The sequence below is a fragment of the Saccharibacillus deserti genome (assembly GCF_013618475.1).
GTDB classification, from domain to species: Bacteria; Bacillota; Bacilli; order Paenibacillales; family Paenibacillaceae; genus Saccharibacillus; species Saccharibacillus deserti.
Window position 1 is genome coordinate 164,345 of the sequence record NZ_JABJVN010000004.1, and the last position, 17,093, is coordinate 181,437.

Consider the following 17,093-nt stretch of genomic DNA (forward strand, 5'->3'; position numbering starts at 1 on the left):
GCTCACCTGCAAGATGTCTGAATCGCTACCGTCATATTCACCTGTTTCTTCGCCATTCCTGCGGCTTCAGAACCGGCAGACAATCACGCTGTCGTCGCGGTCGAAGTTCCAGTCGATATATAGATCTGCCATGGGTCTGTGCAGCACTCTTCCGATTCCCGCCTGTTCCCACAGCATTTCTTTTTCCAACTTGCGTTTGACCGTTTTGAGAATGTCCGTATACCCGAGAGCATGAAGCTCTTTTTCGAGAAGTATGGCTATACCCGTTCGAAAAATGAGCAGCGTCTTGGAATCGACCCACCAGGATTCGATTGTGCTCGGCTTAGCCTGGGTCTTCGTCAGCACTTCGACAATTTGTTCATGAACGCCTTCTTTGTTCTCGTAAGTTTCGTGCATATCGGCTTCCGCATCAAACAGAACCACAATGGCTCCCGAAGAATTCTCGAGATTCCAGTCGTAATACAAACTCATCGGATTCAGATGCAGTTCTTCGCGAACGAACGTCTCAAGCTCCGGTACAAGAGCTTTCATCATCAGCTCCCGCGTATACCGGAACGTCTTCTCGTCTTTCTTGGCGAGCAGCGCGTCTTCGATCGGCGTGATGAATTTTTTCATATGGAGCACAAGGCTCCGGTGATCCAGGGAAACGCTCAAGACTTCGGGTCCCTTGCCAAAATGGGTCCTGAGCATTTTCCCTGCATACCGCATAATCAAGCTTGTCGTTTCTTTTTGATTCGTCATCCAAGTTACCCGTCTTCACTTCCCGGAGATATACCCGGCGTCCGGAATCTGGATACTGGCGATTCAACCGAAGGCGAGTATTCGTACCCAGTATACGCCTGTTCGGATCCATAATCGATCTTACATTCGAAAAAAGCCTGGGGTTACTTTTCGCAGTCCGGCAGATCCAGGCTTTCCTTGATCTGCCGGACGAAAGGCCCCATCCCCAGCGGCTTCTTCAAATACTGCTGAAACCCCGCTTCCAGCCCCCGCCGCACGTCGTCGTCAAGCGCGCTTGCGCTGACCGCCCATACCGGAATCGATGCCGTTTTCAAATCGGAACGCAGACTGCCTATCCCTTCGAACCCGTCCATATCGGGCAGTTGAATATCCATGAGAATCAGGTTTGGCTGGTGAAGCTGCGCGAGCGCAATTCCTTCTTCCACGCTGCCGGCTTCCAGGAGAGTGAGTCCCGGAAGCTTTTTTCTGAATATGTGCCTCATCAGCAGCATACTCGCACGATCGTCTTCAATGTACAGCACGCACGTCGTGTCTCTCCGCAATTCAACCATCCTTTCCCGCCAAAAAACAGGCCGAAGAAGAGGTGTTCACACCTCTTCTTCGGCCCGATTAATCAGCGCATCCCATAAGTGTCTGAATCGTTACCGATTTTATTCGTCTCTTATTGCTGGAATATATAAATGACGACGCTGCGATCGCGATCGAAATCCCAATCCGCGTACAGATCCGTTAGCGTTTTGTTCAAAATGGTACCCGCATTCGCATCCTGTTCCAGCATGCGCTTTTCCAGACGGCGCTTGGTGGCTTTGAGTACTTCGGTGTAACCCAGTTCGACCATTTCCTTTTCCAGCAGTACGGTTATACCCTGTCTAAAGACTGCCAACATTCTGGGTGTGACCCACCAGGAGTCGATATGCTCCGGTACTTTTTGAATGGCGGCCGTCACCTTGACGACCTGCTCATGAACGTCTTCTTTGCCCGGGTAGTCCTCGAGAGCACCCGGAGCCGTATTGAACATGCCGACAATTACGCCGGAAGCGTTATGCACGCCCCAATCGTAATAGAACTCGGACACATTCAAGCCTGTGTGTTCCTGCAGGAAAGATTTGAGTTCCGGCAGCAGCGATTCCATCAGCAGCTCGCGCGTGTAGCGGAAAGCCTTCTCTTCTTCCTGCGTCAGCAGAAATTTCTCTACCGGTCCCATAAAATTCCGCAAATGGAGCACCAAGCACCGTTCGCACAGAAAGGCGTTTACCGATTCGGGGCCCTTGCCAAAACGGGTTCTCAGCAGCTTACCGACGTAACTCGTCACCAGGCTGATTGTTTCTTTTTCATTCATCATCAAACACCGGCCCAGCTTTTGAAGATATGCCCAAGATTCGGACACATTGGCTCTACAACCTTTGAGGCAGCCGAATAATGAACATTCCCAATCAGTATACTGTAACTTGCTTTAAGATGCGATAGCAAAATTTAGGAAACCGAAAATTCAATGCTTTCTGAAAAGCTTATCGCCCCGCCGAAGATATGCTATAGTTTACATTTGTAAAATGACAATCACTAGATAGGAGAATGTATGATGCCTGCCGAACCTTCGGCTTCCCCCTCTCGTTCCACACGTCAAAAAACGATTCTGCTCGCCGCGTTGTTCGTGCTGATTGCGGCTGCGGGACTGTTCTACGTAAAATGGTGGCCTTATTACCACAAAGCGTTCAAAGCGGCGGCGGATCACTCGATCGGTGCCTCGATTCTTGCCGAACACGGATCTTCCGCTTCCTGGGCAGCCGCCTGGGATTATGCCGTCGTTTACTTCAAAGCCGTCTGGAAAGCTGCCGTGTTCGGCATCCTGATCGGCTCGCTCGTTCAGGTTATGCTTCCTGCGCAGTGGTTGCTCAAAGTTCTGGGACGAACTTCTTTTGGAAGCACGCTCGCCGGCGGCGCAGCTTCGCTTCCGGGCATGATGTGTTCCTGCTGCGCCGCTCCGATTGCCGTCGGTCTGCGCCAGAAGCAGGCTTCCGTCGGAGCCGCACTCGCTTTCTGGCTGGGCAACCCGACGCTGAACCCGGCCGCGCTGATCTTCATGGGCTTTGTGCTCTCCTGGAAATTCGTGCTGCTGCGCATCGTGTTCGGTCTGCTGCTCGTCTTCGGTGTCAGCTATTGGGCGAACCGATTCGCTCCGGAAGCCGAACTGCCGAAAGAGCTGCGGCCGCAGCCCGCAAACGAACCGTCAGCCGCTTTCGCGGAATCCAAGCAGCCTCTGCTGCTCCTGTGGGTAAAAAGCGCCTCCAAAATGGCGTTGACCCTGGTCCCGACTTATTTCGTATTTGTGCTGCTGTTGGGTGCCGTTCAGGTCTGGCTGTTTCCGGCCGGAGGCTTCGAAGGCGGGAATCAACTGCTGTTCATTGCCGGCTTCGCTATTGCGGGCATGCTGTTCGTGATTCCGACAGCGGCCGAGATTCCGATCGTGCAGTCGTTTATGGCTCTGGGCCTCGGCGGAGGCCCTGCCGCAGCCCTGATGTTCACGCTCCCGGCCGTCAGTCTTCCTTCCCTGCTCATGGTATCCCGCTCTTTCCCCAAAAAAGCGCTGTTGTTCGTGGCCGGTTCGGTGGTCGGACTCGGCATATTGTGCGGACTTACGGGCCTGTTGATTTTGTGAAATCCGATCCCGAAAACCTCCGCCGACTCGTGAAGCGGAGGTTTTTGGATTGCGGAGTGCGCGGACGGATCTTGTGGGCCGAAAAAGAGGGGTTCTCCCGTTTTTTCGGCTTTTTAACGTATCCGAATACAAAAAATCGCGGTTCAGAGCCTGCCCGGACAAAGAAAAGGTGGATTCGAATGCTTTTCGGAATTAAAGTAGAAGATATGAGAACCTTAATAAGCCATTTTCCCAAAAAAAAGTTTCGGCTTCCGCCGACTCTGTCGATTTTTATCCTGCTGCTGCTTTTGCTCGTGATTCTGTCAGGACTCCGATTGATTTTCACCAATCCGTATTCGATGCAGAATGCTCCCGCCGCCGTGCAAGGCGTTATCGACCTGCGCAATAGACCGCTCGATAACTGGCACACCCTGCCGCTGGACGGCGAGTGGGAGTTTTACCCGGAACAATTTATCCATTCCGATCCCGGAAAGAAAAAACAGCCTTCTTATATCCACGTTCCGGGCACATGGACGGATTCTTTGCCTACGAATAAAGACTCCGCTATCGGCTACGGAAGCTACCGGCTGCGAATTCTGACCGATCCGGCCCGGAAACCGGCTTACAAGTTGATGATCAAAGATATTCAAACCGCTTTCCGGCTGTATGCGAACGGTCAGCCCGCGGCCCAGCTCGGCACTCCTTCATCCGGCAAAAATACCCATCGGGCCCAGGTTAACACCGATCTGGTCACGCTGCCCCAGACGGCGGAAATCGAATTGATCTTCGAAGTGTCGAATTTTGAAAACGCCCGCAGAGGAGGGATCACCCGGGCAATCAAATTCGGCCCCACAAATGCAATCAATTCCGAGCGAACTTACAATTTCGGCATGCAGTTGATCACGCTCTCCATTTTGTTCATGCATGCCCTGTACAGCGGCTTGATCTACCTCTTCAGCAAAAGGAACAAAGTTTTTCTTCTGTTCACCCTGCTTATCGTTGCAGCCATATTCAGCATTTCGCTCGACGAAGACAAAATTCTGCTTGCGATCTGGCCGTTTGATTATGCCGTTACCAAGAAAATTTCCTTGTTTTCATACGCCGCTATGTCTACCCTGATGCTGCATTTGGTCGTTTCTTTCGCTCTGGATCCGCGCAGGCGGCGAAAGTACCGGTTTTATTTTGCTTTCGCATGGATTTACGGGCTGTTTATTGTCCTGGCGCCTGTGGAGGCGGCGTTGTATTCGGCGAAAATCGGCATTTTCAGTGTCGCTACCTTGTTCCCATCATTCTGGGTACCGGTCCTGCTCGTTCGGTACATTATCCAGAAAGACCGCCAGGCCGTCTTTCTGCTGATTGCTGCAGCCGGAATGGCATCGACGCTTATCTGGGGAGGATTCAAAAGTGCCGGCTGGGTCGAACCGGGTTTTTACGCTTTTGATATTCTGCTCGCCTTCCTCGGCACGGTCGCCTATGCGGTCCGACATTATTTCCGCAATAATATGGCGCTGACAGAGCTGGCGGCTCAACTGCAGCAAGCAAACAAGACCAAAGGCGATTTTCTTGCCAATACCTCCCACGAACTGCGTACGCCTCTGCACGGCATGATCAATATGGCGGACAGTGTGCTTGCGGCCGAAGGCGAAACGCTGAGCGAACGCTCCAGGCGTGATTTGCAGCTGCTGGGCCAAGTTGGCCGCCGGATGAATATTCTGCTCGGCGATCTGCTCGATGTTTCACAGCTGCGCGAAAACCGGCTTTCCATACGACTCGAATCTGTAAAAATCCAATCCGTGGCCGCGGGAGTGCTGGACATGCTTCGTTATATGGCGGTCGGCAAGCCCTTGGAACTGGTACTGGACATTCCCGATACTTTTCCTTCCGTTTATGCGGACGAAGAGCGTCTGGCCCAAATCCTGTTTAATCTTGTACATAACGCCATCAAATTCACGCCGTCGGGCAGCGTGAACGTCAGCGCAAGGATCGTCGGCGACCGCGCCGAAATCCGAGTAGCCGATACCGGGGCAGGAATCGACGTGAAAGAACTTGCCCGTATTTTCCTCCCGTACGAGCAAGGCGATTCGCTGCGCAACGCCGCAGGCATTGGCCTTGGTCTTAGTATCAGCCGCAGCCTGGCGGAGCTGCACGGCGGAGAACTTCGGGCGGAATCGGAACCGGGACAGGGGGCGGCCTTCTTCTTCTCCTTGCCTCTGGCGGAACTCTCCGCCTGGGAAGTCGGCACCGGGACTTCCGATTCCTTGCAGCAGGGCGTATTGGATTCTGCTGCCGGCGTTCCGACCGCTTCCTGGCCGGAGCCGCTGGACCCGGATGACAAACAACCGGTTACGGCTTATTCTGTGAGAGAGCGCTTTGCGGGAGATACGGACAACGAAATGCACCTGCACCGCGAAGCGGAAGACGGCGATTCGCGGCCGCAGCTGCTGGCGGTCGACGACGATCCGGTCAATCTGCGCGTGCTTCGCAGCATGCTGCCCGAACAACGCTACCGCGTCACGTCGGCACTCAGCGGCGCGGAAGCCCTGGAACTGTTGGAGAATCGGACCTGGGACCTCGTCATCGCCGATGTCATGATGCCGCAGATGTCCGGCTACGAGCTGGCATCCCGGATTCGCGAACGGTATTCGCGGGCGGAACTGCCGATTCTGCTGCTGACGGCCCGAAGCCGTCCCGAAGATATCTATGCCGGCTTCGCGGCCGGAGCGAGCGACTATCTGTCCAAGCCCGCCGATGCGCTGGAACTGAACTACCGGGTCAAGGCGCTGACCGATCTCAAGCGAGCGGTCAGCGAACGCCTGAGCCTCGAAGCCGCTTATCTTCAGGCCCAGATTCAGCCGCATTTCCTGTTCAATGCCCTGAACTCGATTACAGCGCTGAGCGGGATCGATATCGATAAGATGAACGAAACGATCGAAGCTTTCGGTTCTTATTTAAAGATCAGCTTCGATTACTGGAGTGCCCGCCCTCTTGTTCCGCTCGAACGCGAACTTGAACTCGTCCGGTCTTATCTGTATATCGAAACGATGCGATTCGAAGACCGGCTGCGCGTCGAAGTCGACATCGCGGACGATATCGATCCGGACCTGCTGCTGCCGCCGCTCTGTATCCAGCCGCTGGTGGAGAATGCGGTGCGGCACGGCGTCCTCAGCCGCTCCAAGGGCGGCTGCGTCTCGCTCCGTGCGGAAGCCGTGGACGGAGACATCGTCTTTACCGTTACCGATGACGGAATCGGCATGGACGACGAGACGCTGGACAGTCTGCTGATTCCCGTTCGCAGCGGACGCCAGGGCATCGGAACACTCAATACCGACCGCCGTCTCAAGCGTCTGTACGGTTCCGGCCTTTCGATCCGCAGCCGCCTCGGCGAAGGAACGACCGTGTCGTTCCGTATTCCCGAAGGCGGGTATCCGCCGGAACAAAGCGGCCTGGCTTCGGATTAACACCGCTTTCCCGCTTTTTTGTCCCAAAAGAAAATCGCTAAAGAGGTGAGTCGAACATGATGAAGGCTTTGCTGATCGACGACGAAAAGCTGGCCGTGATGCATATGGAAAAGCTGCTGCGCGAACTGCCGGAGTTCGAAGAGGTCGAATCGTACACCGATCCGGCCGCCGCCGTGGAAGCGGCGCGCCGGAGCCGGCCGGACGTCATCTTTCTAGACATCGTCATGCCCGAGATCAACGGCATGCAGGCCGCGGAAATGCTGCAGCAGGCAAGTCCCGATTCCGACATCGTATTTGTAACCGGCTATGATCGCTACGCGATCGAAGCTTTCGAGCTGAATGCGCTCGATTACGTACTGAAGCCCGTGCAGCGTGCAAGACTCGCCAAGACACTGTCCCGGCTGAACGGAAGGCGCAAAGAAGATACGGTTTCCGAACCGATCCCGCAGGAAACGGTGATCGGCTGCTTCAAGACGCTTCGCTCCTGCGCCGTCCCCGGCGCTTCCGAAGCGCCGCCTTTTCGTTGGCGGACCATGAGGGCCCAGGAACTGTTTGCCTATCTGCTCTATCATCGCGAACGCTTTGTCGGCAAAGACCATCTGATTCAGCAGTTCTGGCCCGAATCCCCGTTCAAACGGGCTTCCACTTATCTGTACACGACGATCTACCAGATCCGTCAGTGTCTCAAGCAGAGCGGCATCGATGCGGAGATCGTCAACGCAAGCGGCGGCGAAGGATACACCCTGCACCTGGGCAGCGTCGCTCTGGATGTGGATCGGTTCGAGAGCGGCATCCGCTCGCTCGGTCCTGTCAAAGCGGACAACTGCGCCGATCATCTGCGCCTGTCGGACCTCTATATCGGCGACTACCTGGAAGATTACGATTACGCCTGGGCGGAAGGCGAACGCCAGCGGCTTCGGACGATGCAGCTTCATCACGGCTCGGGACTGGCCCTGTTTCTGCTCGAGAACAACCGGATCGCCGAAGCGGCCGCAGCCTATGAAAAGCTCGCCCTGCTTCACCCTTACTCCGAACATGCCCATTTGGGCCTGCTGCAGGCTTATGCCCTGCTGGGCGATCCCGCTGCCGTCGACGACCGCTATCGTCTGGCGGAGCGTTTGTTCGAACAGGAACTGGATGTGGAAATGCCGATCGCTTTGTCCGAATGGTACAGACGCTGGAATGCGGGCGAGATTTCCGGCAGCGGAGTCGTACCTCCGGCTCTCCGGTCGGCTGTCCGGTAAGCAGGCTCTTCCGCTTGGCCTGCCTTATTCCGGAGAAAAATCGTTCACCTGCAAAAAAGCCGCTTCGCGAAGGAGTTATCCCTTCGGAAGCGGCTTTTCTTGTTTGCGTGGGGGAGAGGTTATTCGATCCAATCCAGGCCTTGTCTTACTTTTGGAGACTGTTCTTGCGAACCAACAGGAAGCCGATCAGTCCGATCAGAATCAGGCCCAGCCCTACGCCGCGAATCGGAGTAGTACTGAAGTCGCCCGTTTGCGGAAGGACATCGCCTTCAACCGATACCGTACCGCTTGGGGTCGGTCCGTCCGGCGATTCCACCGGTGCAGGTACAGGCTGAGGCTCGCCCGGCGTCGGATCGGGATTTACATCCAGACCGCCCTGAGGCGTCTCGTCGTTAATGTCGATACTGTCGTCGGGTACCGGTGTCGGTACCGGTGTCGGTGCCGGCGGCGTTACAACCGGTACGGTCGGCGCCGGCGGGGTAACCGGTGTAGGCTCCGGCGTTACCGGATCCGGGTCAACGTCAATTCCGCCCGCGGGAGGTCCATCTTCCGGCAGCGTAATCAGCGGCGTCGGAAGAGGCAGAACCGGGAAGAACAAGCCCGTTACCGGTGGAGTCACCGGCGGCGTTACCGGCGGCGTTACCGGTGGAGTCACCGGCGGCGTTACCGGCGGAGTCACCGGCGGCGTTACCGGCGGAGTCACCGGCGGCGTTACCGGCGGCGTTACCGGCGGCGTTACCGGCGTTTTGCTGTTCTTGATCGTTACATTGTTCGTACCGGCCGCATTCACTTCAATTGTGCGCTTGGCCGATGTCAGATCCAGTGCATAGCCTTCGGGAGCGTTTGTTTCGGTCAGAATATACGAACCGGACAGCAGCTTGGTAAATACGGCTTTGCCGTCTGCACCGGTCGTTTGCTCGCCGATTCGCACGATCGTGCCGTCCGCAAGTTTGCGATCCAGGGTAAAGACCGCACCTGCAAGCAGCTTGGAACTGTCATTCGCGTCGACTTTGACAACCGTCAGCTGTCCTCTGACTCCGCTGCCGCTGCCCGAACCGGACGATACGCCAACGATAACATCGTCGCTTGTTTCTTTGCTGATCGTATCTACGTTTTTGCCTTCGAAAGCGACCGTGTTGGAAACTTTCTCGTTATTGGCAGCATTGATCAGCGTCGAATATTCCAGAATGAAAGCTTTGGAAATTTCTTTCTCGGCAAAGGTCAACGTGAAGTAATCGTTACCCTGCGCGTTTTTCTTGATTTCGATCTTGTAATCCGTCTCCGGCGTCAATTCCTTGGCTTTTGTCAAAGTACTTTTCGCAGGATCCTGCGCATTGACTTGGACATCGGCTTCGTACAGACGGAAAGTCTTCGGAAGCAGAACCTGATTGGCAGTCGGCTTGTCGGTAACGATCGCATCGGTTACGGAAGACTGGGCGGCGTTGATTTCGATCTTCCAATCGATATTTTCGCCGTTTTGTTCGCCGTTTTTCGAGACATACTGACCGCCTTTCGGGATGGTGACCGAACCGGTCAGCGACCAGGAGTCGTTGCTACCGTTTTTCACGACTGCGGTATTCGAAGCTTTATCGGCGATCAATTTGCCTTCGAGCGTCGTTTTGAAGGTCAGGATATAAGCGGAAGTATCATTCTGCTTAAGCGTAACCACGATCTTGCGGGCCGCCGGATCATACGTAAACGCATAATCCGCAGCGGTTACTTCGGTTCCTGCCGTTACGGTACCGTCCGGCTTGATAACCATTTTGTGCAGTTTCAGCGAATCGGCAACCAGACTTTGATTGGCTTCCAGCACGTCTTCGATCGAAGCCCCGTTCAGCGCTTCGCCGTTGTAGTTGATTCCTACGGACCAGCTCAGCTGCTTCGTCTTGGCATCGTAACTGCCGTTTTTGTAGCCGTTATTTTTCGTATAGGCGTTCGGATCGAAGCCGTCTTCTTTGATTACTTCGCGCGGCTTGCTGTCCAGCGTATCGATCCAGTTCAGCGCCGCTTGGTTTTTCATATTGACCTTCTTCGGATCGAACTCGGTCGTATACGTGATCGTATACTTGTCTTCGATCTCATTGTTGAAAGTCAGCGTGAAGCCTTTGGAGTAGTCCGGCGGAGTGCCCAGGGCGCTCAGCTCGTACACGCTGTCGCTCACCGTGTTTTGGCTGGAATCCTTGACCACAACCGTTTCCGGCTTCAGCGTAAGGCCGCCGTTCGGGAACGTGTCGGTGATTGTGACTCCGTTCATTTTGGCTTTGTTTTGGTTGACGGTAATCGTCCAGCTCACGGTTTTGTCCGTGTAGTTGACGCCGCTTCTCTTTTTATCCAGGAAGACCTGGTTGAGATCCCGTGTAGCCGTTTTGGTTTCGCCGTTTGCAGTTACGGTGTTCGTAATCGTTTCTTTTCCGTACACTTCTTTGGCCGCAATCGTCTGGTATTCGATCACGTAGGCCGAATCGATCGGTGCGTTGAACTGCAGCACGAATCCGGTCTTGCCGTTTTGTTCCGGCGTCAGCGTTACGGTGTATGCCGATGCATCTACCAGGGCGCCTTTGACTGCGCTGCCGGATGCCGTGGATACTTCGTAGACTTTGATGTCAGACGCGCCGTTTTTCAATTTCTGGGAAGCATCGAACAAATCTTCGAGTTTGGCGTCCGCTTGGGTGATCGAACGTTCTCCGTAGTTATATTCGATTGCCCACGAGATGCTTTGGTCGATAGCGTTGGTGCCTGTCGATTTCTTGTTAAGCAGCGCTCCGCTTTGAATCGTTACACTGGCCGAGGCGTTCGCTTCGTCGATATTATCGCCGTCGAATGTCGCCGTGTTGTCGAATTTGGCTTGAGCGCCGTTAAATACCGCTGCTTCGGTCACATCCGTCTTGAATACGATCCGGTAAGCGGAATCGATCGGATTGTTGAAAGAAAGCGTGAATTCTTTGTCGCCGTCCGCTTTGCCCAGCGTGTAATCACTGCTTGGCAGAGCCGTTCCGGCCGCTGCCGGACTGCCGTCCAAATTGAACGTCAGCGGATAGACGGCCACCGAATTCTCCTGCAGTTTGAGTCCGGCGGGAAGCGGATCGGTTACGATCGCGTTCTGCACGTTTTGACCGGTCCGGTTTACTTCGAGTGTCCAATCGATACTCTTGGCGTTCAGAGCTCCGTTTGGCGTTCCTTTTTTACTCATGTCCGGGGCAATGTTCGTCTTGAATACCAGATCGACGACCTGTTCGCCGCCTTTGATCGGGAATTTGATCTGCTGCTGCGTGGAACCCGTAATCTTCTGCTTATCGAATTGGGTTTCCACCGTCAGCTTGCCCTGCACGGCATCGTACTGCGTAATGGATTCGTTGAATGTCATCACGACCTGACGGCTCTGCCGATCCACCTTGAACGTGCCTACGCTGTTTCCGTCGTCCATAAGCAGCGGACCGGAAATGTCGTTGAAGAGCACGAACTTGTCGGCCGGAAGCAGGTCGAACGTAAACGTATCGCCGGATACGTAATCGTGTCCGTCGCCGAGTACCCAATTGAAGTCCAGCTTCACTTTGGCTCCCTGTTCGTACACGCCGTTTGTAACCGTCTGGCCGTTCGCGTCGAATACGGTCAGCTCAACCGACGTAATCAGGTTCTCCGTCATCGCCTTTGGAGCTCTGGGCTCCGCGGCCAGTGCGGAAAATTTCTGGGGCGCGGCTTCTTCGGTCTCCTTCGGTGCGGCTCCTTCTTCATCGGCCGGGGCCTTTTCTTCCTCGACAACCGGAGCCGGGGGTTGTTCTTCCGCCGGAGCCTTTTCTTCCTCGACGGTCGGAGCCGGAGATTGTTCTTCTGCCGGGACGGCTTCTCCCGCTGCAGGAGTCTGTTCCTGCCCACCGGCGGTTATCTCGGGCTTAGATGCTTCCGGATCCGTACCTTGTTCCGACTGCTGCGTACCGTCGGTTATCTCCGAGGTCTGCGCCGTACCGGTCCCCGCCTCTTCCGCCTGTGCAGCCGCCGCAAAGCCGAAGCCCTGCAGAATCTGAACCACAAGCAGCAGGCCGATGACCAGCAGGCTCATTTTCCTTCTCATTTTCCGTTATCCTCCTTTTGTGTATGTAAACATGCTTGCTTGGCAATCGCCTGAGAAGAAGCATAGACCAAGCACATATACAAAAAATGAACATGCCGGAAAAAGACAAAAAAAGCGACGCAAACCGGAATCCGCGCCCGGCGGATTTCGGTTTGCGTCGCTTTCGTTTCATGATTTCCAAGCAAAGATCACAGAGCTTTCAGATCGAGTTCCGCCTGAGCCAGCGCCTGGGCGGTACCGCCCGCTTCGCGCAGCGCCGCTTCCTGCCTGGCGCGTATGCCCGACGAGATGCGCATCAGCTCTCCGGGACCCGCGGATAGACGCCGTTCCAGCTCGCGCGTCCGGGCTTCGACCGCGCGTTCCACGGCGAGCACTTCGGCCGCCGGAACCCGCCCGAGCACCGGATCGAAAGTGAACCGGCGTTCGATCCGGTCCCGCCAGGCGAGCAGCATGCGCGTATTGGCCGGGCCGAAGCCCGGAACGCGCGCCAGACGGTGCGTCTCGACTTCCAGCGCAGTCTCGATACCGAACAGCGCCAGCGTCGCCCGGCGGCCCGGGCCGATTCCGTCAAGCTGCGCCTGCTCGATCCGCTGCCGCCGCAGATAAACCTGCAGCTGCACCGCACGCTGCCTGCCTTCCAGCCGGCGCAGCTCGCCGGCTTTGTAGCCCTCAAGATCGAGATAATCGCGCCGCGCCTGCTCCAGTTCCTGAAGCTTGGCGGAGAAAGCGCCGTGCCCGCTCGCTTCGATATAGAGGCGGGAGACCTCGTTCCACCGGACCCGAAGACGGCTGCAGGTTTCGGTGCGTTCTTCGCGCAGAGCCCGGCGGCCTCTTCCCGCCGCCAGAAGCAGCAGATTGAAGCCTGCCAGCACGCCGACGGTCAGCATCCAGAATCCGGGCAGGAAGATCCATACCCCCGCACCCGAAGCCAGGGACAGCAGGGACAAAGCCCCCCGCCATCTTTTTCGCCTGAGATAGGCCGTCACCGGTGCCGAGAACTGCGGCTGCAGGGACGACGGTTCCGGCAGCGTACGCGCGCCCGCAGGCTTCGGCACGCGCTGAATTTGCCCCCATACGGCCGGCAGGTGGAATCCGGCGCCGGGATCGGCGGAGGAAGATCCCGCGCCGGCCTGTGCAGCGCCCGCGGAAGTGCGGTAAGCGGAATCCGCCGGGCGAAACAGAAGGCCGCCGGTTGCGGCTTCCATGGCGCACCAGGGGCAGGAGGCGGCATGGGCGGGATAATGGTGCCAGGCATTGGCGGCACAAGGAACCAGGGTTCCGCCCATCTCCTGCAGCGCAGACACCCATTCCTGCGCATTCGGACGGCGCGTCATGGACTCCTGCGCAAAAGCGCGCAGGAACAGCGCCTGCACCGTCGGCGGCAGCAGCTGCAGCGGCAGCGAGCCCGGAGGCGGCTGCATCTGCCGTCCGGACGAAGAAGGGCCGTAAGCGAAACGGAATTCGCGGATCGCCCGCTCGATCGGCATCTCGCCCTGTCCGGAATACTTGCCGGCAAACGGATGGCGCCCCATAAAGAGCAGCATGAAGATAAAGACGGCCAGACCGAAATTGTCGTGATTGCGGGTGCGGACCATGCCGCGAAAAGAAGTGACGCCCTGCAGCTCCGGCGGCATATACATAGGGATGCCGACGTCGCAGCCGAATCGTTTGCTGCCCGATTGGACCTGAAAGCTGTCGCAGTCCAACATCAGGATGGTAGCCTGATCGGTCACGTAAAAGTTGCTGTGGTTGATGTCTCCGACCACATGGCCTTCTTCGTGGACGGCCGCGAAAGCCCGGGCCAGATTGGCGGCGGTATGTACCAGGAACGGATAACCGGCCTGGGCAAATTCGGTCAAACGGGTCTTCGGACCGTAAAGCTTGTGAATTTCCTTGCCGTTTAGACGCGGCATCAGAAATCCGATGACGCGGCGGCCGGAATCCCGCAGCACTTCGACCGGCCATACGGTGAAGCGCAGCAGCCTTTCCGTTTTCAGCCGCACCATCGCTTCGATCTTGTCCTGCTTTTCTTTTGGCAGCGGCTTATGATAGATTTTCGCGACCACTTCCGGACGGCCGGCGACTTCAAATACCGAACCTTCTCCGCCCCGACCCAGTTCCTGGCCGAAGATCACATCCGCACCCCTTCCGCTTACGATCCGGTCCGCCCGCTTCATGACGATTCTTCCCGTTCGCGCTGCCAGGTCGCCAGGACAAGCGTCTTGTCGTCGTCGGTCCGTTCATTGACCCGATCCGAGTCGAGAAACGCACGCAGCGAATCGCTGTAGCGCGTATGATCTTCTTCTTCGAGACGTCTCAGTACGGAGAAGAAAGGACGGAAAAAAGGGGCATAGGCGCTCCGGGTCTGGTAATGCAGCGCCAGACGCTGCAGCCCGTCGGTAAACACGGCGACCTCGCCGTACGTACGCTCCGTATGCAGACTGTGCTGCAAAAACTTTTTGGCGCTGCTCTGCGTCGCAAAATACGTCATGTTCTCGTATTCGCCCTGCTGGGGCCAGAATGCCCACATATACTCGTCCTCCTTTTCCGCATATACGATCGCGCCGTCGCCGATCTGGATAAAGACCGCCGCGCCTTCGCAGATGACCGCCGCAAGAAACGTGCAGGCGAACTCCCTCGACCGGCAGCCCGCTTTGGCGGCACGCGCTCTTACGGCCCGCTGGAACCGGCCGAGCCAGCTCTCGCAGAATTCGCGCGTCAATTCCTCCACCTGCCCTCCGCGGGCAAAATGGCTGCCGACCGCGTCGGCAAACAGGGTGCAGGCAAGCTCCGAGCCTTCGTCCGAACGCGAGGCGCTTCCGGCACCGTCCGAAGCGGCCGCCAGCAGCACCCGGGTACCGCCCGGACCCTCGAACGTCCGGCTCAGCGAATAATCCTGGCAGGGAGTACCGTTCTTGGCATGCGACGTGCCGCGTACGGAGACGTTCGCGTACTTCCACATCAGATCAGCGCCCATCCTTCCGGCGAAGCCGGATTTTCCAACCGGATCTGGTCGCCGGGCGTCGAATGCGAAACCGAATTCAGCGAATTCGACAGCCAGGAGAACAGATCGGCGAAGCGCAGCCCTTTGAGCTTGAGCGGCGCGCGGGTCGCAATCTGGTTCAGTACGTTCATATCGGCGTTCTCGACGCCCACCGCGAAGAACATGAACGACTTCGCCGCTTCGCCTTCGCGGACCAGGGAGGCCGCACGCTGCCAATCGTCGGTCGGCGCTCCGTCGGTAATGAGGAAGATCCACGGCCGGTAATACGAGATCCCGTTTTGTTTATAGACATTCTTGCGGTCTTCGAGCATCGCGACCGCTTTCTCGATGGCCGCACCCATCGGCGTATTGCCGCTGGCCGTCAGCATCGGCGGGTAGAAATCGTCGGGCGTGCCGAAATCGGAGGTAGCCTGCACCGGTCCGAAACTGACCACGGCAAGTTCCACGCGTTTGACGGACATGCTGTCGGTCATCAGTTCTTCCTTAAAAGAAGACAGGCCGCGGTTCAGCTCCTCGATCGGCTGCCCGCTCATCGAATACGAAGTGTCCAGCAGCAAAATGCAGGGACATCTCGGCTCGGGGTTTTCCGCAAACTCCGCGGCAAACGGTATCTGGTCGAATTCAAACATCGCAAGCAGTCCCTTCGTCTGTGATCTCGTCGTTCTTTCCGGCCTCTTCCTGCCGGTCCTCCCCGTCTTGCAGAGCCTCGAACAGTTTATTCAGCTCTTCCGTACCCAGATTCCGCCACTGCCCCGTCTCCAGACCGTCCAGCCGCACATTCATGATACGCTCGCGCCGGAGCTGCGTAACCCGGTACCCCAGTTCTTTGCACATGCGGCGGATCTGCCGGTTCAGTCCCTGCGTCAGTCGAATGCCAAAAGAACATTCGCCGATCGCGTAGGCTTGGCAGGGCAGGGTAACGGTGTCCATGATGGCGACTCCCTGCCGCATACGCTGCAGAAAATCTTCGGTCACCGGTTTGTCCACCGTAACCGCATATTCTTTCTCGTGTCCGTTCTCCGCCCGCATCATCCGATTGACGATACTGCCGTCGTTGGTGAGCAGAATCAAACCTTCGGAATCTTTGTCGAGCCTGCCCACGGGAAAGATCCGCACAGGGAAGTCCATAAAATCGGCGATATTGCCCGCTACTCCTTCCGCATGCGTACACACGATTCCCCGCGGTTTGTTGAGCGCCAGATAGACCGCCTCGGCTTTCTGAGGAATCGCCCGGCCGTCGATCGTTACCTTATCGCCGGGCTGTACGTGGTCTGCCCCGCCGCACGGCTGCCCGTTGATCGAGATCCGTCCCGCGGCCAGCAGACGATTCGTCTCCCGCCTGGAACAGAAGCCGGTCTCGCTGACATATTTATTGATGCGCATAGGTCGTGCCAACTTTCGTTTCTTCTATAGATAATACCCGGAATGCGGACTTCATGAAAATTTTTCGCTCTAAAAAAAGAAAACGCCTCCCCGCCCGCATACAAAGTATCATGCCGGCGGCGAAGGCGTTCATCGATCGGACGGCCGTTTTTTAGCTTGCCAAAAACGTCCTACGGGTATACGCGCCGGAAAGCTTCTTCCACTTCGGGAAGAATGCTGTCCCAGTCGGCATCCGGCTGTTTGCTGACCGTCACGAAATCGCGCATGCCGAAGATATTGTCCACTCCGTCAATCGCGACCAGTGCCGCAGCCAGCGGATGATCGCTGGATTCTCCCGCTTTCACGGACGTACTTTTCGGACCTTCGAACAGAACGGAATCCGCTCCGATTCGGACCGAATTGGGGTTTGGGGTATGCTGAACCTGATAGTTGACTGCGATGATCCTCACCTCTTTCGTTGGTTTGCCCGCATTTCTGCGCACGAATTGGCTCTATTGTACCATACGCCCGGCGCAAGCGGCTCGGCAAAATGCCCGACAGCCGCTTCTCACGCCGGTTC

Annotated in this window: 12 protein-coding genes; 3 read left to right on the plus strand and 9 right to left on the minus strand. The window is 56.7% G+C overall.

Going from position 1 to position 17,093, the window contains the following annotated elements:
- Positions 1-66: 66 nt before the first annotated feature.
- The 3 genes from HOP44_RS12630 to HOP44_RS12640 form a co-directional block, all read right to left on the minus strand.
- Entirely contained in the window at positions 67-741 is a 675-nt protein-coding gene (locus tag HOP44_RS12630; protein WP_172253858.1) for a Na-translocating system protein MpsC family protein, read from the minus strand.
- 143 nt (positions 742-884) lie between these two features.
- On the minus strand, positions 885-1,262 hold the full coding sequence (locus HOP44_RS12635; RefSeq protein ID WP_172253860.1) for a response regulator: 378 nt from the start codon (positions 1,260-1,262) through the stop codon (positions 885-887).
- A 140-nt stretch (positions 1,263-1,402) separates the two neighbouring features.
- Entirely contained in the window at positions 1,403-2,083 is a 681-nt protein-coding gene (locus tag HOP44_RS12640) for a Na-translocating system protein MpsC family protein (RefSeq protein ID WP_343059870.1), read from the minus strand.
- Between the two features lie 237 nt (positions 2,084-2,320).
- Between HOP44_RS12640 and HOP44_RS12645 the strand changes: the two genes are divergently transcribed.
- The 3 genes from HOP44_RS12645 (at position 2,321) to HOP44_RS12655 (ending at position 8,078) form a co-directional block, all read left to right on the plus strand.
- Positions 2,321-3,397, plus strand: coding sequence for a permease (locus tag HOP44_RS12645; protein ID WP_425501871.1), 1,077 nt, complete (start codon positions 2,321-2,323; stop codon positions 3,395-3,397).
- Positions 3,398-3,603: 206 nt separating this feature from the next.
- Entirely contained in the window at positions 3,604-6,834 is a 3,231-nt protein-coding gene (locus HOP44_RS12650) for a hybrid sensor histidine kinase/response regulator (RefSeq protein ID WP_172253864.1), read from the plus strand.
- A gap of 56 nt (positions 6,835-6,890) precedes the next feature.
- The gene (locus tag HOP44_RS12655; protein ID WP_172253866.1) at positions 6,891-8,078 is read left to right on the plus strand and encodes a response regulator; all 1,188 of its coding nucleotides are present in this window, start codon (positions 6,891-6,893) and stop codon (positions 8,076-8,078) included.
- Between the two features lie 145 nt (positions 8,079-8,223).
- Here the strand turns inward: HOP44_RS12655 and HOP44_RS12660 are convergent, their stop codons facing one another.
- From HOP44_RS12660 to HOP44_RS12685, 6 genes are all read right to left on the minus strand, one after another.
- Entirely contained in the window at positions 8,224-12,147 is a 3,924-nt protein-coding gene (locus HOP44_RS12660) for a collagen binding domain-containing protein (RefSeq protein ID WP_172253868.1), read from the minus strand.
- Between the two features lie 188 nt (positions 12,148-12,335).
- Positions 12,336-14,324 carry a protein kinase domain-containing protein gene (locus HOP44_RS12665; RefSeq protein ID WP_172253870.1) on the minus strand — a complete coding sequence of 663 codons (1,989 nt, stop codon included), beginning with the start codon at positions 14,322-14,324 and terminating at the stop codon, positions 12,336-12,338.
- Entirely contained in the window at positions 14,321-15,109 is a 789-nt protein-coding gene (locus tag HOP44_RS12670) for a PP2C family serine/threonine-protein phosphatase (RefSeq protein WP_172253872.1), read from the minus strand. The genes HOP44_RS12665 and HOP44_RS12670 overlap by 4 nt, the downstream gene beginning before the upstream one ends.
- Complete coding sequence (locus HOP44_RS12675) at positions 15,109-15,780, minus strand: vWA domain-containing protein (RefSeq protein WP_172195904.1); 672 nt, start codon at positions 15,778-15,780, stop codon at positions 15,109-15,111. The genes HOP44_RS12670 and HOP44_RS12675 overlap by 1 nt, the downstream gene beginning before the upstream one ends.
- Positions 15,773-16,534 (minus strand): pseudouridine synthase, encoded by a 762-nt coding sequence (locus HOP44_RS12680; protein WP_172254219.1) that lies wholly within the window; start codon positions 16,532-16,534, stop codon positions 15,773-15,775. Before HOP44_RS12680 ends, HOP44_RS12675 begins: the two co-directional genes overlap by 8 nt.
- 170 nt (positions 16,535-16,704) lie before the next feature.
- Positions 16,705-17,016, minus strand: coding sequence for a NifU N-terminal domain-containing protein (locus HOP44_RS12685; protein ID WP_343059872.1), 312 nt, complete (start codon positions 17,014-17,016; stop codon positions 16,705-16,707).
- Between the last annotated feature and the right edge of the window lie 77 nt (positions 17,017-17,093).